This is a genomic window from Ruegeria sp. CDSA033 (genome assembly GCF_059612305.1).
This window is the reverse complement of the sequence record NZ_JBXWQI010000002.1, coordinates 350,179-364,982: the sequence shown is the minus strand read 5'-3', so window position 1 is coordinate 364,982 and position 14,804 is coordinate 350,179. Positions and strand designations below refer to the sequence as shown.

Below are 14,804 nucleotides of genomic sequence, written 5' to 3'. Positions count from 1 at the left end.
TTGGTGGTTACGATGTGCCAGAAAACCTCTCTTATCAAAGCGACCTAAACTGTCCCATTGGCCCTGACGTCAGACAAATAAAATCAAATACTTACGGGAAGTTGGCTGGGGTGGTAGGATTCGAACCTACGGTACACTGTACCAAAAACAGTTGCCTTACCACTTGGCTACACCCCAACGATGAGGCGCTGTCTACGATTGTTGATCGGTGGGTTCAAGACCTTTCAGACAAAAAAATGAGTGCGGATTGAAAAAAATCTAAAGGCGCTAATCGAAGATCTGAGAGTGGCTTGTTTTCCTGGGAAAGGTGTTCAAACCTGCTGTGATCTGGTCGTTTGCCAGGGCCGCGGAGTTTATGCGGAATGGGTCGCCCATAGAGCCTGATCTTGCGGTGCGGTTTTTGAAATCTAATGTTTCGCGATGGGCTGTATGCGCGCATTGGTGGCAGGGCGTTCGGGTTGGAAACTCTGAAAGGGAAAAGAATGAAGTTTCTACGTACGCCAGATACCCGGTTTGACGGGCTCTCAAATTATCCGTTTGCACCGAATTACGCGCAGGTGGACGACACCGAAGGCGGCCAGTTGCGGATGCATTATGTGGATGAAGGGCCAGCCGAGACCGATCCGGTACTGATGATGCATGGCGAGCCAAGCTGGTCCTACCTTTACCGTCATATGATTGCGGGATTCGTCGCGCAGGGACATCGCGCGGTTGCACCAGACCTGATTGGGTTCGGGCGATCCGACAAGCCAACCGAACGAAGCGACTACACTTATGAGCGGCACGTGGCTTGGATGGGTGAGTGGCTGCGCAAGGTGAACCTGCGCAATATCACTCTGGTTTGCCAGGACTGGGGCGGGCTGATCGGGCTGCGGTTATGGGCAGAGATGCCCGACAGGTTCGCCCGTATCGTCATTGCCAACACGGCGCTGCCGACCGGCGATCAGCCAATGGGCGATGCGTTCGAGAACTGGCGCAGGTTCAGCCAGGAGGTTCCGGTATTTCCGGCCGGTGGAATTCTGAAAGGCGGAACTGTATCACCCCTGTCCGAAGACGTTATCGCGGCCTATGACGCGCCTTTTCCAGGTGAAAGTTACAAGGCCGGGGCGCGGCAGTTTCCCCTGCTGGTGCCAGCGACGTCTGATGATCCGTCCTCGGGTCCGAACCGGCAGGCGTGGGAAGTGATCCGAGGGCTAAAGACACCTGTCCTCACAGCTTTCGGGGCCGATGATCAGGTCATGGCGGGGATTGATTCTGTGTTCCAGAAAATGTGCCCGGGGGCTGTGGGGCAGCCACATGTCATCTTGCCGAATGCGGGGCATTTTTTGCAAGAAGACGTTGGTCCGGAACTGGTCAAGCTGACCTGCGATTTCATCGCGCGCACATCCTGATCCATTAAGGTTATTCTCGGATTTCGGCTGGGTCGACGCCCCAAAGGTTCGTTTTCTGTGCCCAGCCGCGATATCCGCCCGCAGAAATCTGGCACCAGTCCATCGAACAGCTCCCCAGGCGAGCAACAACGCCCGTTTCAAACTGTGCGCTGATCGGCGCATTTGCGTCGGGGTTTGTGTAAACGGTCAGTAATTCGGCGTCGACCAACACAGTTCGAACACCTGACAAAAGGGCATAATGCACCCATCCTCCGGCTCCGTCGCGGTCCTGAACCCTGCGCCAGTTCCCGTATTCTGCGGTGATCTGCAGCGGCATACCGCGCCGTTTGAAAACCCAATCGATTCGGTGGGTCAGGGAAGGGCCGCGGCGTACATTGCCCTCGGCGGCTTTCATCGAAACGAACCGTGGGAGGGGTAAGTTGGTGACGGGGCCACGTTTATCCTGTGCGCTGGCAGCCAAGCCACCAAACACCGTCAGGAAAACAGCGAACGCCGCCGAAACAAGGCGTTTTACGGGTAGAAAACCACTCACTTACTGTCTGCTCTTGTGCCTGTTGATCTAGCTTCGAAAAAAGGTCGACGGAATGTCTATGGGGTTCTTGTGCCCCGCCTTATCCTGCGCCACGATGACATGGCGCGCGAAGGTTTGCAAAGCAGTGGGAGTGCAGAGGTGCCAAGAGAACGTCTGAGTGTTGTCGTTACGCGACGGTTGCCCGAGGCGGTTGAAACCCGGTTAAGCGAATTGTTCGATGTGCAGTTGCGCGACGATGACAGCCCGATGACCCGCGAAGAACTGGTGGAGGCCGTGAAAACCGCCGATGTTCTGGTGCCAACCGTGACCGATACGATCGACGGTGGCCTATTGGGGCAGGCGGGTGAAAACCTGCGTTTGATCGCGAATTACGGGGCAGGGGTCGACAATATCGATGTCTCGACCGCGCGTCAGAGGGGCATTCTGGTGTCGAACACCCCGGGCGTTCTTACCGACGATACCGCTGATATGACCATGGCGCTGATTCTCGCCGTGACCCGCCGAATTCCCGAGGGTCTGTCTGTTATGCAAAAGGGCGATTGGACCGGGTGGGCGCCAAATGCCTTGTTGGGCGGGCGTATCGGCGGGCGACGTTTGGGCATTTTGGGCATGGGACGTATCGGTCAGGCCGTTGCGCGTCGCGCCAGTGCTTTTGGGATGCAGGTGCACTACCATAACCGTCGCAGACTTCGCCCCGAAACCGAGCAAGAGATGGAAGCGACCTATTGGGAAAGCCTCGATCAGATGGTGGCGCGGATGGATGTGATTTCGGTCCATTGCCCGTCCACACCGTCTACTTTCCATTTGATGAATGCGCGGCGGCTGAAATTGATGAAGCCAACAGCGGTTATCGTGAATACATCAAGAGGTGAGGTGATCGACGAAAACGCTCTGACACGCCGGATACGCTCGGGCGAAATCGCCGGTGCGGGCCTAGATGTTTATGAGCACGGGACGGATGTGAACCCAAGATTGCGGCAATTGCCGAACGTTGTTCTGCTGCCCCACATGGGGTCGGCCACGTTAGAGGGTCGGATCGAAATGGGTGAGAAAGTTATTATCAATATCAAGACCTTCGAAGACGGTCACCGCCCGCCGGATCAGGTGGTCCCCGCGATGCTTTGATCAGGTGCTTCCCGTGTTTTGATGAGGGCGGTGCCAATTTACACACGCAAATTTTCAGGAGGATACGATGAAACGAAGTCTGATTTCGGGAGTGTTGTTGTCAGCGGTGGTGCTGGCAGGACCATTGACTGCTCAGGAAACGGCGGATGCCGTTGCGCCTGAAGGCGCGTCCGAGGGGCAAGTGCAAGGCCTGACCGAAGAGGTGATCGCTGCGCTTGAGGCCAAGATGGCAGGGCAGCCGGTCACATCTGAAAACTGGATGGTCGCTGCCGCGAATCCATTGGCAGTTGAAGCTGGCGCAAAAGTTTTGCGTGCTGGCGGGTCGGCGGCTGATGCAATGCTCGCCGTTCAGGTTGTGCTGGGGCTTGTCGAACCGCAATCCTCGGGCCTTGGTGGCGGCGCATTTCTGGTTTGGTATGACGCTGCATCCGGCAAGCTGACCACACTGGACGGGCGTGAAACGGCCCCGCTTGAGGCGAACCACAGGCTGTTCCACGACGAAAACGGCGAACCGCTGAAGTTCTTTGATGCAGTTGTCGGCGGATTGTCGGTAGGCACACCCGGGACACCGGCCTTGCTGGAAGAGGCACACCGGCGCTGGGGCCGCAGTCCCTGGCCAAGCCTGTTTGCCGATGGCATCGCGTTGGCGGACGACGGTTTTCTGGTATCTCCGCGCCTTGCTGGCCTGGTCGAAAAGGATGCCGAACGCCTGTCGCGCTTTCCTGCAACCGCAGAATATTTCCTGCCCGACGGTAAGCCACTTGAGCAGGGGCAACGCCTGACCAACCCGGCCTATGCTGAAACTCTGCGGATCTTGGCCGAGGAAGGCTCGGCCGGTTTCTACGGTGGTGAGATTGCCGCTGGCATCGTCAGCACCGTACGCAACGCCGAAGGCAACCCGGGCGTTCTGTCGGGAATTGATCTGGCGCTGTATCAGGTGATCGAGCGTGAACCAGTGTGCGCAACGTATCGCGCCTATGAGGTCTGCGGCATGGGCCCGCCATCGTCAGGCGCGCTGACCGTTGGTCAGATTCTGGGCATGCTGGACGGCTATGATCTGGCTGCAATGGGTCCCGAAGACACCAATGCATGGCGCCTGATCGGTGATGCCTCTCGTCTGGCTTTCTCAGATCGCGGTCGCTATATGGCCGATCATGATTTTGTTCCCATGCCCACACAGGGCTTGGTTGATCCATCTTATCTATCCGACCGTGGCGCTCTGCTAGGCGGAGAAGCCGCCCTGACAGAGGTCGCACCGGGTAACCCCGAGTTCGATCATGCGTCGAATTGGGCCGACGATGTCTCGATCGAGTTACCCTCAACCTCGCATATCTCGATCGTTGATCAGTACGGAAACGTCCTGTCGATGACGACGACGATTGAGAACGGGTTCGGTTCACGACTGATGACAAACGGGTTTCTGCTAAACAACGAATTGACGGACTTCTCGTTCAAAACGCACAGTGACGGTGTTCCAATTGCCAACCGGTTGGAGCCGGGCAAACGCCCACGTTCGTCGATGAGCCCGACAATTGTGATGCAGGACGGCGCGCCTGTTCTGGCCATCGGATCGCCGGGCGGCAGCCGTATCATCGGCTATGTTGCCAAGTCGATCATCGCCTGGGCGGATTGGGACATGGATGTGCAGCAAGCCCTTTCACTGCCGCATCTCGTCAATCGTTTTGGCACTTATGATGTCGAAGTGGGAACCGCCGCCGAAGGGTTCTCGGACCCGCTAATCGAGCTGGGTTTTGAAGTGAACCCGCGCGACCTGACATCGGGCCTGCATGCGATTGAGATCGGAGATGTGCTGGTCGGCGGTGCCGATCCACGTCGTGAAGGAATTGCGCTGGGCGAATAGCCCGGCGTTTCAAAGGGGAAGACCATGGTGCAGGCAGTTGCTTTGCCGCGAAACGAAGTGGGGATCGAGGCAGCTGTCGGCATCCTGAAACAGAAGTTTGGCGACCGGTTGCAAACCGGTCAGGCAGTCCGCGAACAACATGGTCACACGACCACGTGGATCGAAAACCAATCCCCGGATGCCGTGGTTTTTCCCCATTCCAGGGAAGAGGTCTCCGAGATCGTCAAAACCTGCGCCACGCACAAGGTACCGGTGATTGCATTTGGTACGGGTACATCGTTGGAGGGTCACGTGAACGCTCCAGCTGGTGGTATCTCGGTTGACCTGACCCAGATGAATAATGTGCTGGCTGTGAACCCGGGTGATCTGGATTGCGTCGTACAGCCGGGTGTGACGCGCGAAGACCTGAATACCCATTTGCGGGATCAGGGCCTGTTCTTTCCGATCGACCCCGGCGCGAATGCCTCGTTGGGTGGAATGGCGGCGACGCGGGCGTCCGGGACCAACGCGGTGCGCTATGGCACGATGAAGGACAATGTCCTTAGTCTTGAGGCGGTCATGCCGGATGGGCAGATCATCCGAACCGGGCACCGGGCCAAGAAATCCTCGGCCGGTTATGACCTGACCCGACTGCTGATCGGGGCCGAAGGGACGTTGGGCATCATCACCGAGCTTACCTTGCGCCTGCAGGGCATCCCCGAGGCGATCACCTCTGCCCGTTGTTCATTTCCATCGGTGGATGCGGCCTGTCAGGCCGTCATGATGACGATCCAGTACGGTGTTCCGGTGGCGCGGATCGAGCTGCTGGATGAGATGTCGGTCCAGGCCGCCAACGCCTATTCCGGGCTGAGCCTGCCGGAAACGCCATTGCTCTTGCTCGAGTTCCACGGATCGGAAAACGGTGCGGTCGAACAGTCCGAAACGTTCAACCAGATTGCGGAAGAGTTCGGTGGCACCGATTTCGCGGCGACCTCAACGACTGAGGAACGCAATAAACTCTGGCAGGCCCGGCATGATATGTACTGGGCTTCCCTACAGCTACGTCCGGGCGCGCGGGGAATTTCCACCGATGTCTGCGTCCCGATCTCGCGTTTGGCAGAGTGCGTTACAGCGACTCAGGACAAAGCGCGTGAGCTAGGGCTGATGGCCCCGGTGGTTGGGCATGTCGGGGATGGCAACTTTCATTCCTTGCTGCTGATCGACATGGAAAACGCGGACGAAGTCAGCAAAGCTGACGAATTCGTCGGTTGGCTGAATGATCTGGCCATTTCGATGGAAGGCACGTGCACGGGCGAACATGGGATCGGGCAGGGCAAACAGCCCTATCTGGTCAAAGAGCTTGGACCAGCCGTCACGTATATGACTGCCATCAAAAAGGCACTGGACCCCGATAACATCATGAACCCCGGAAAGATTTTGCCGAACGAATAAAATCGGCGCATCCTTGGGAATTCCGCTTCAAAGCCACAAGGGTGCCCAATTCTGCCGCTATCCAACGCGAAAACAAGCAGTAATTGAATTTGAGGTCATAATGGGCGCGCTAAGGTTCATTGGGTTTGTGTTGATAGTAGGTCTGGTCGTCACGGGCCTAGATTACGTTCAGCAGGACAAAAAATCTGACGGTACGCTTTCGCTTCGCGGATATGCAGAAACCATCTCGGCGCGGTTCGATCAAGGCCAAAAAGAGCGGGAAGTGAAACAAGCGGCGCGAGACCGTCAAGAGCTATGGGATGCCGGTGCAAAATCCTTTCTTCCGAACCCCCCAGAGGGTTGGGCGCAATATGCCCTGACCCAGCCCGACACCAAGGCAGTTTCCAGAGTTCTTTCAGAGTTGGGGCCAGTGCCCCTTATCAGTTCGATCAGCGGGCCGGTCGAATTGCTACAGCTCAACGCTGCCGGCAAAGACGGCGCGCTTCGAAAGCTGGATGAGACAGGCACTGTTTACGCAAAAGAAGGTGAACTGATCTGGCTTGATATCACGCTCAAACCACAAGCAACACGAAACACTTTGGCCGGATTGGCGCTGAGCGCGCAGGATGCGTTTCTGGATGGGATGAAGGCCGAACAAGGGTATGCGGTGATCGACGGCGTCGCTTTCATCGAAACAACCGGAAATCTGCTGGATGGTACCAAAAAGACCAACCATCGCGCGTTCACAGGCCGTATCGGCTTTGACCAAGAGGTTGTAATCCGCCTTCATGCAGATGCCAGCGATGCGACGATCCGAGAGTTTCTTGGCCTCGTCGATTACGCAGGCCTGAACGCATTGCTGCCGCATCCGGCCCTGGTTGTCGGCAACGGAATCGAAGTTCCCCTGATACGACAGCCCGAAATAGCAGATGAAATGCACGATCTTTACGAAACGATGCAGTTGGCGCAGCTCAAGCTGGGTCAGGAAAAGCTGGAAAACCTAGATGCGGCCGCTTTGGTGGCGAACACGCTAAGCAGTTCGGGCTTTAACTCCGAGGGTGTCATGGACATCACCAACGGCGAAGTCTTCGAAAACCAGGAACTGTCGCAACTATCTTATATTCGCACCCAGAACCTTCTGCTTGCCTCCGCGTTAAGCGAGGCGGAAACCGAAGTGGCCAGCACAGGCGGTATCGGCGGCTTCATTAAGGGATTGATGAGCAAAGTGTCCCACGCCAACGCCAACGCGGATGAACGCGATCCTCAGGTTGTCCCATCGGGTGAGGTCAAGGTCAGGAAGGGCGGTTTGGGTAAGTCATCCTGTGCAACTTTGGGCAGTAGCAAACGGTGCTCTGTCGGGGGCAACTGAAACCTTTCACATGAAAAATCGATGCTCTGCGCCATGCACGGGTCGTTTTCTTTATATCACTGGTCGGATGAATGTCGCGCCGGGGCATTCAAATGCGCCATATGGTGTCAACTGAATTCAAGGGGAGACGCCCGGTAATGAAAACCCAAGTCAAAGCACTGGTCGTTGGCGGTGGTGCCGTCGGCACCTCGATTGCATATCACCTGGCCAAGGCAGGCTGGGACGATGTGATGCTGATCGAACGGGACGAGCTGACATCGGGCTCGACATGGCACGCGGCAGGCCTGCTGCCGCTGTTCAACATGTCCTACGCGACGACACACATCCACAAATACTCGGTCGACTTCTACAAACAGCTTGAGGAAGAGACCGGCCTGAACGCAGGTTTTGCCGTTGTTGGCAACCTGCGCATGGCACAGACGCAAGAGCGTATGGATGAATACATGCTCTACGCGTCGACGGCTGAGACTTGTGATGTCGCCTATGAATGGCTGACGCCGAACCAGATCAAGGAACGCTGGCCACTGATCGAGACTTCGGATCTGAAGGGCGCAATCTATCACACCGAAGACGGTTATATTAACCCCGCTGACGTAACCCAGGCGATGGCCAAGGGCGCCCGTCAGCGCGGTGTGGATATTGTCCGCAAGATGCAGGCCGATGCTTTCCACTGGAATGGCACTCATTGGGAAGTCACCTGCACCAAAATGGTCGAAAAAGGGGGCAACCTCGTTCCGTCGGATGAGCAGGTCGTCATCACTGCCGAGCATGTTGTGACCGCATCGGGCAACCACGCGCAGCGCACCGCCAAGATGCTGGGCATCAAGATGCCTGCGATCCCGGTCGAACACACCTTCATCGTCATGGACAAAGACCCTGAACTGGTCAAATGGCGTGAAGCGGGTAACCCCGAACACCCTGTTGTCCGCGATGCCGACAACGAATCCTACGCACGCGAGGAACGCGGCGGCTGGATTTTGGGGATCTATGAACATGGTGCGCCGGCGCAGTTCGAACATGGCGTGCCGGACAGTTTCCGTGCTGATCTGTTCCCGCTCGATCTCGACCGCATTGCAGACCAGTATATGGCAATGGCCGAGCGCGTGCCGTCCTGTGCCGAATCCGGCCTGAAAGACGATTTTAACGGCCCGATCTGCTACACCCCCGACGGCAACCCGCTGGTTGGTCCTGCACCGGGGCTGCGCAATATGTGGCTGGCCGAGGGGTTCTCGTTCGGCATCACCGCCGCAGGCGGCACCGGCTATTATCTCGCGCAGATGATGGTCGACGGCGAAGCTGAGATCGACATGGCCTCGCTGGACCCAAAACGCTACAGCAGTAACTGGATGACCACCGAGTTTGCGGCCCGCAAGAACGAAGAATGCTATGAGCACGTCTACATCCTGCACCACCCCGATGAAGAACGTGCTGCCTGCCGCCCGCTGCGGACTGTTCCGGCTTATGACCGTCAGAAAGCGCGTGGCGCACAGTTTGGCTGGGTTAACGGCTGGGAGCGCCCGAACTATTTCGGTCCGCTGGATGCACCCGAAAACTTCGACCATGATGCCCGTTCGTTCCGCCGCGGTGGCTGGTGGCAGCATGCCGTTGACGAAGCAAAGGCGATCCGCGATGGCGTTGGCCTGATCGACGCATCGGCCTTCACAAAGCATGTCGTCAAAGGCCCCGGTGCGACCCAGTTCCTGGATTGGTTCACCTGCAACAAGCTGCCCAAGGTCGGTCGTATCAACCTGACCTACGCGCTGACCTCGCACGGTACCACCCGCACCGAATACACCATCGTCCGCAAAGGCGAGAACAACTACTACATTGTCTCTGCCGGGGCCTGGACTGAGTACGACGCCGATTACCTGCGCAAGGCGGCCGAGGACAAGATGGAGGAGTTCGGTTACATCGAGATCCAAGATGTGACCACTCAGTGGGGCGTTTTTGCCATCGCCGGACCCAAATCGCGGGACGTTCTGAAAGAGGTCATCAAAGACGCCGATCCGGAAACCGCACTGTCCAACAAGCGCTTCCCATGGCTGTCGGCCCGCCAGATCGAACTGGGCATGTGCCCGGTCAACGCGATCCGTGTGGCCTATACCGGTGAGCTGGGCTGGGAACTTCACCACCCGATCGAGATGCAGAACTACCTGTTCGACCTGCTGGAAAAAGCCGGTGAGAAGCATGGTATGAAGCTGGTCGGTGCCCGCGCTCAGAACTGGCTGCGTCAGGAGAAATCCTATCGCGCCTTCGGCACCGAGCTGGGCCGCGACGCGACCCCGCTAGAAGCCGACCTGCCGCGCTTTGTCGACCTGTCCAAAGACTTCTATGGCAAGGCCAAGCTGGAAGAGACTGGCGTACGCGTGAAATGCTGCACCCTGCTGATCGACGGACCGGAGGATGCCGATCCGTGGGGCCGTGAAGTGCTGTATACGCCGGAAGGTGAACGCGTCGGTCGTCTGACCTCGGGCGGTTATTCGGTGGCCTTCGAGAAATCCATCGGCATGGGCTATGTGAAGCCCGATCTGGCGGTCGAAGGCACCAAGCTGAAGGTCAAGCTTCAGGACAAGCTGTGGGATGCGGTTGTCACCTGCGACAGCCCCTATGATCCGAAAAACGAAACTATCCGCAAGGACGGCTGACTAAGCAAAGGTCCCGGAGATCTCCGGGGCCTTTCTTCATACTGATAGCTCGTCAAAGCATTCCAACGCCTTGGCCGCATACATCATCGACGGTCCTCCGCCCATTTGAATGGCCATGGCCAGAACGTCTGACACTTCTTCGCGGCTTGCTCCGGCATTGATCAGAGCTTCGGTGTGTAGCGTTATGCAAGGTTCGCAGCGGGCAGCGATGGACATACCCAAAGCGATCAGCTCTTTGGTTTTGTAGTCCAGCGAACCGCCTTCTTTGACGGTTTTTCCCAGCGCACCGAAGGCACGGGCGGTATCAGGGATTGCAGCGTTGAGGTTGCGCAGATTGTTGCGCGTATCCGAGAGCTTGTCTTGCCAGTTCATTTGTGGGCTTCCTTTAAACATATCACCTTGTGAATATGTTCGTGGAAGCCGCCTGACTTTGATCTTGATCAGACTGCGGGTCTTTCAGCGATAAATGCCAGGTTGTTTGCCGGCATTTCAACAGCGCCGATTAAACTCAGTTGAACTCGACGCAGCAGGTCCAGAATATCGGCGTCATCCTTGTATCCGATGTCCGGGTCTTGTTGGCTCAACGCAGCATGAAAGTTCTGGTCTCCGGTACTGGTCAACTGGCCGGAGCGCATGAATGGCCCGTAGAGGATTAGCCGACCGCCCGGGTTCAGCGCCAGCGCGGCCTCGGTCACCAAGGCTTCCACCTCCGACCAGCTGATCAGATGCAGCAAGTTGATCAAGAGGATCAGGTCATTTGCCCCGTGAACAGAATGCCAACCGGGTTGGACCGCATCGAGTTCTATCGCCGGGGCTATGTTTTCTACGCCTTCGGCATACGCGTCGATTGAAGCGCGTCGTTCAGGTTCAACCTCACTGGGTTGCCAATCCAGACCGGGCAGTCGATTTGCAAAAGCCACGACGTGCTGCCCTGTACCACTGGCCAGTTCCAGCGCGCGACCGGACACAGGGGCGAACTGAGCCAGCAAATCACACAGCGCGTCGGCATTCCTGCTGGCCGCCGGAGCGACCAATTTTTGCCCATCGGATATCGTCGCCACGCTGGCATTTGCGGGAAGTTTGCGTTTCGTCATCCACGTAACCTTTCTGGCCTTAGGGCGGAAACGCTCGCCGCCTCCAATTCTGAACGAGCACCAGTCGTCAAATCTGCCACCAGCTGTGAGGCCGCCGGTGCCGTTTGAAAGCCATAACCACCTTGCGCTGCCGACCAGATAAACGTGGGTTCGGCAGGGTCGGGTCCTAAGACCAGCGTACCATCCGGCGCAAAGCTGCGAAGTCCGGCCCAGTTCGCCTCGACCCTTGTGACCGACTCGGTCACCATCGCTTCGTACCGCGCCAGACCCTCGGCCAACACCATGTCGTCCGCATAGGCATCATGGGGAAAGGTCGGATCAGCCTCGCAAGGGGAAACGATCAGCTTTCCGGCATCCGGTTTCGCATACCAGCCTTCGCTAGCGCCCAACATCAAAGGCCAACCCGTCACGTCATGTCCGGCAGGGGCGGGGATACGAGCCACTGAGCGCCGACGCGGTTCTATGCCGATCGGCGCGACGCTTGCCAACGTCGCAATCTCATCCACCCATGCGCCTGCAGCATTTACAAGGGATCTGGCCTCGAAAGCGTCTGCCGCCTCGACAACCCAATGCCCCGCTTTGGTGATACTTTTTACCTTTTGGCGTGTCAGCACCAGACCACCGTTGGCCCTAATCACACGAGCGAAATCCTGCATCATTCGGTCGGTATCAATGTCGAAAGCAAAATCGCTGCTCGCGGCAAATCCAACAGTCTGAGGGTTCAGTATCGGAACCCGCGATATGGCATCCTCGACCGAGATTTCTGTAAGACGAAGGTCAGCCTGATCCTGAAGAAACGCGTCTCGTTGATCATGGCCGGCGATCAGCATCAACCCGCGCGGCGACAGATAGCCATTCGATCTCAGATAAGCTTCGCTCGCTGCGTTCAGGGTCTTCACGGAAGGCGGTCCATACCCTTTTTCGAACAATGCCGCCGACCGGCCAGAGGTGTGATATCCCAGCGCGTCTTCGCCTTCGAGCACGACGACATGTCCATGTTCAGACAAACGCGCACCTGCGCTTAACCCGGCGATGCCGCCGCCGATGACCAGGAAATCGATCATGTCAGTAACTCCGCCCTGGGATCACCCCAAAACGGGTGGATTTGAGATCTGCTTTTATTCATGCGCAAAGCTTCGCATGCGTAACACTATTGGAAAAGAGGCGTAATTTCCGCAATGTAAACTTGAACCAAAGAGACCGGCCTGTTTTTAGTGCAGCTATCATCGGAATCGGAGAAAGACGTGACACCGGCAGAATTACATCCAATGGCCACGGGGCATATCCCCTCATACGTCACGCAGGCAGATGGCAGCGACTTTTTGCTGACCTTCATGTTTGTTTTTACCGTTTTGGTGATCGTTCTGATCGGAGTTGGCTACTTTACGCTACACTCCATCCCGGAAAAAATCGCGCATGAATCCAACCACCCTCAGTTTCAGCTTGTGGGGATATTGGCGCTGTTGGCTCTGTTTACCCACAATGGTCTGTTCTGGGTGGCGGCCATTCTTGTAGCCGGGTTCCAGTTCCCGGATGTCGCCGCCCCCTTGCGCGCCATTGCCGACGCAATCCGATCCTTGGGCAATCAAGGCAACGATGTTCCTGCCCCAGCGGCCCCATCGCAACCGACCGCGCAGCAGGAGCAGTAAGAGATGCTTGAAACACTGATGTGCGCGCTGGTCACCGTGTTGCCGGATTACTTGTTTCGCCGTTACGTACAGGGCAAACGTATAGGCCATGAAATCACACTGTTCACTATGTGGTATGAACTGCGTTGGGGCTTGACCACCTGCGCCATTCTTGCGCTGACCGTGATCACCACGCTGTTTTACTTCCACCCTGCCAGTAAAACGGCGGCGTCCTATTTCCGAACGGTGACAATTCTGCCTCAACTCGGCGGTCGCGTGTCCGAAATTTACGTCACCAACAATCAGCAGGTCACTGCCGGCCAGCCGATTTTCCGGATCGAGGATTTCACCCAAACCGCACAGGTTGAGGCCGCGCATGCGCAGATCGCGCAGGTTCAGGCATCGCTGAAAGTGGCGGAAACCGATCTGGCCGAGGCCGACGCAGGCATCGCAGGCGCGCGCGCTGCATTGGATCAATCGCTTGAGGATTTGGAGCGTAACACCACCCTGCGGGACGAAGGCTCCAGCGCCGTGCGATTGGCCGAAATCGACCGGTTGGAAAACCTTGTTGCCGAGCGTGAAGCGCAGCTGACCGCATCGCGATCCCGCCGTGCCGCCGTGGTGCAGCAGATCGAAGAACTGATCCCGGCCCAACTGGCCAGCGCCAACGCCCAGTTGGACGCCGCGCTGACCGAGCTGGACAAAACAGTCGTAAGCGCAGGTGTGACCGGTCGGGTTGAACAATTCGGCCTTCAGGTGGGCGACTATGTCAGTCCTTTGCTGCGGCCTGCGGGCATTCTGGTTCCGTCAAGCTCGGGCCATAACCGGTTTCAGGCTGCATTCAACCAGATGGCCGCTCAGGTCATCAAGCCGGGCATGATCGGAGAGTTGGGCTGCATGACCAAGCCCTTCACCGTGATCCCGATGGTTGTGGTTGAGGTGCAGGATGTCATCCCGTCAGGTCAGATACGTCCCACAGATGAGCTGCGCGATGTTCAGACCAACAAGGTGCCCGGCTCGATTTTGGTCTATATGGAGCCGCTGTACAAAAACATGGCCGATGACATACCGCCCGGCAGCAACTGTCTGGCCAATGTCTACACCGATAACCATGAACGGCTGGAACATGAAGACCTGGGGTTCTGGCACGCCGCCGCCTTGCATGTGATAGACACGATCGGTGTTGTCCACGCGGCGGGCTTGCGCCTGCGTCTGATCCTGATGCCGGTGAATACGCTGGTGTTGACGGGGCATTGATCTCAACAGGTTCATCTCATCACGTTTGACGAGATGAACCTGTGATCCAAAGGACTGGCCTGATCGTGGTAGGCGATGGAAAAGTCGTTGCCTGCCGTTCCTGTCTGACGAGGTGCGTGAATGGCTTGATTGCGGGACAAATTTGCCGTAGGCTCAATGGTTGCTGAGGACCGGTCTCAACCCAATGCGGACTTGGTCGATCCGCAAGCAGGGAGGCGAGCAGGCATAGGCGCTGGCAACTACCTTGGTCTGATTTACAGGAGTTTTTTCAGCAACCGGCGCATGAAGGTCGAGTTGTTCTACTTGTTATTTTCGGAACGAAAAGCCTGCGGTGACATCCCGGCCCAAGCATGCACAGTTTAGGTAAAATTGGGATCCCAATTATCCACAACCCCTAGTGCTGCTCAAAAAGATAAGGTGAAAATCCACTCTTAAGGGTGAACACCGATCAGAGATGCCGCTTCAGGGGCTACACAAATCTTGTCCGTGAAG

Annotated in this window: 12 protein-coding genes and 1 tRNA gene; 8 read left to right on the top strand and 5 right to left on the bottom strand. The window is 57.2% G+C overall.

The genetic code is table 11. From position 1 onward, the window contains the following. Positions 1–102: 102 nt before the first annotated feature. A tRNA-Gln gene (locus AC2FLA_RS05065) sits at positions 103–177 on the bottom strand. A gap of 305 nt (positions 178–482) precedes the next feature. On the opposite strand from AC2FLA_RS05065, the gene AC2FLA_RS05060 reads away from it, so the two are divergent. After that, complete coding sequence (locus tag AC2FLA_RS05060; RefSeq protein ID WP_496720956.1) at positions 483–1,391, top strand: haloalkane dehalogenase; 909 nt, start codon at positions 483–485, stop codon at positions 1,389–1,391. Positions 1,392–1,401: 10 nt separating this feature from the next. Here the strand turns inward: AC2FLA_RS05060 and AC2FLA_RS05055 are convergent, their stop codons facing one another. Beyond that, positions 1,402–1,923, bottom strand: a complete 522-nt coding sequence (locus AC2FLA_RS05055; protein ID WP_496720954.1) for an SH3 domain-containing protein — start codon at positions 1,921–1,923, stop codon at positions 1,402–1,404. Between the two features lie 138 nt (positions 1,924–2,061). Here AC2FLA_RS05055 and AC2FLA_RS05050 point away from each other — a divergent pair, with 138 nt between their 5' ends. From AC2FLA_RS05050 to AC2FLA_RS05030, 5 genes are all read left to right on the top strand, one after another. Continuing rightward, positions 2,062–3,048 carry a 2-hydroxyacid dehydrogenase gene (locus tag AC2FLA_RS05050; RefSeq protein WP_496720975.1) on the top strand — a complete coding sequence of 329 codons (987 nt, stop codon included), beginning with the start codon at positions 2,062–2,064 and terminating at the stop codon, positions 3,046–3,048. A gap of 67 nt (positions 3,049–3,115) precedes the next feature. Next, on the top strand, positions 3,116–4,909 hold the full coding sequence (ggt, locus tag AC2FLA_RS05045; RefSeq protein ID WP_496720952.1) for a gamma-glutamyltransferase: 1,794 nt from the start codon (positions 3,116–3,118) through the stop codon (positions 4,907–4,909). 24 nt (positions 4,910–4,933) lie between these two features. After that, positions 4,934–6,340 (top strand): FAD-binding oxidoreductase, encoded by a 1,407-nt coding sequence (locus AC2FLA_RS05040; RefSeq protein ID WP_496720950.1) that lies wholly within the window; start codon positions 4,934–4,936, stop codon positions 6,338–6,340. A gap of 100 nt (positions 6,341–6,440) precedes the next feature. Next, a complete protein-coding gene (locus tag AC2FLA_RS05035; protein WP_496720948.1) occupies positions 6,441–7,688 on the top strand; it encodes a hypothetical protein in 1,248 nt (415 codons plus the stop codon). A gap of 137 nt (positions 7,689–7,825) precedes the next feature. Beyond that, positions 7,826–10,333 carry a GcvT family protein gene (locus AC2FLA_RS05030; protein ID WP_496720946.1) on the top strand — a complete coding sequence of 836 codons (2,508 nt, stop codon included), beginning with the start codon at positions 7,826–7,828 and terminating at the stop codon, positions 10,331–10,333. Between the two features lie 36 nt (positions 10,334–10,369). On the opposite strand, the gene AC2FLA_RS05025 is transcribed toward AC2FLA_RS05030, so the two are convergent. From AC2FLA_RS05025 to AC2FLA_RS05015, 3 genes are all read right to left on the bottom strand, one after another. Beyond that, positions 10,370–10,705 (bottom strand): carboxymuconolactone decarboxylase family protein, encoded by a 336-nt coding sequence (locus AC2FLA_RS05025; RefSeq protein WP_058275472.1) that lies wholly within the window; start codon positions 10,703–10,705, stop codon positions 10,370–10,372. Between the two features lie 68 nt (positions 10,706–10,773). Next, positions 10,774–11,427: a DUF938 domain-containing protein gene (locus tag AC2FLA_RS05020; RefSeq protein ID WP_496720944.1), complete on the bottom strand. Its 654-nt coding sequence runs from the start codon at positions 11,425–11,427 to the stop codon at positions 10,774–10,776. Then, positions 11,424–12,491 (bottom strand): NAD(P)/FAD-dependent oxidoreductase, encoded by a 1,068-nt coding sequence (locus AC2FLA_RS05015; RefSeq protein ID WP_282151822.1) that lies wholly within the window; start codon positions 12,489–12,491, stop codon positions 11,424–11,426. The genes AC2FLA_RS05020 and AC2FLA_RS05015 overlap by 4 nt, the downstream gene beginning before the upstream one ends. 180 nt (positions 12,492–12,671) lie before the next feature. Between AC2FLA_RS05015 and AC2FLA_RS05010 the strand changes: the two genes are divergently transcribed. Together AC2FLA_RS05010 and AC2FLA_RS05005 are read left to right on the top strand one after the other, a co-directional pair. Next, the gene (locus AC2FLA_RS05010) at positions 12,672–13,076 is read left to right on the top strand and encodes a hypothetical protein (RefSeq protein WP_496720942.1); all 405 of its coding nucleotides are present in this window, start codon (positions 12,672–12,674) and stop codon (positions 13,074–13,076) included. 3 nt (positions 13,077–13,079) lie between these two features. Next, positions 13,080–14,312, top strand: a complete 1,233-nt coding sequence (locus AC2FLA_RS05005) for an HlyD family secretion protein (protein WP_282169004.1) — start codon at positions 13,080–13,082, stop codon at positions 14,310–14,312. Positions 14,313–14,804: the final 492 nt, after the last annotated feature.

Bases quoted from the DNA above. Each gene is read 5' to 3' on its own strand.
- AC2FLA_RS05060 (WP_496720956.1), top strand. From the start codon at position 483: ATGAAGTTTCTACGTACGCCAGATACCCGGTTTGACGGGCTCTCAAAT.
- ggt (WP_496720952.1), top strand. From the start codon at position 3,116: ATGAAACGAAGTCTGATTTCGGGAGTGTTGTTGTCAGCGGTGGTGCTG.
- AC2FLA_RS05040 (WP_496720950.1), top strand. From the start codon at position 4,934: ATGGTGCAGGCAGTTGCTTTGCCGCGAAACGAAGTGGGGATCGAGGCA.
- AC2FLA_RS05035 (WP_496720948.1), top strand. From the start codon at position 6,441: ATGGGCGCGCTAAGGTTCATTGGGTTTGTGTTGATAGTAGGTCTGGTC.
- AC2FLA_RS05030 (WP_496720946.1), top strand. From the start codon at position 7,826: ATGAAAACCCAAGTCAAAGCACTGGTCGTTGGCGGTGGTGCCGTCGGC.
- AC2FLA_RS05025 (WP_058275472.1), bottom strand. From the start codon at position 10,705: ATGAACTGGCAAGACAAGCTCTCGGATACGCGCAACAATCTGCGCAAC.
- AC2FLA_RS05020 (WP_496720944.1), bottom strand. From the start codon at position 11,427: ATGACGAAACGCAAACTTCCCGCAAATGCCAGCGTGGCGACGATATCC.
- AC2FLA_RS05015 (WP_282151822.1), bottom strand. From the start codon at position 12,491: ATGATCGATTTCCTGGTCATCGGCGGCGGCATCGCCGGGTTAAGCGCA.
- AC2FLA_RS05005 (WP_282169004.1), top strand. From the start codon at position 13,080: ATGCTTGAAACACTGATGTGCGCGCTGGTCACCGTGTTGCCGGATTAC.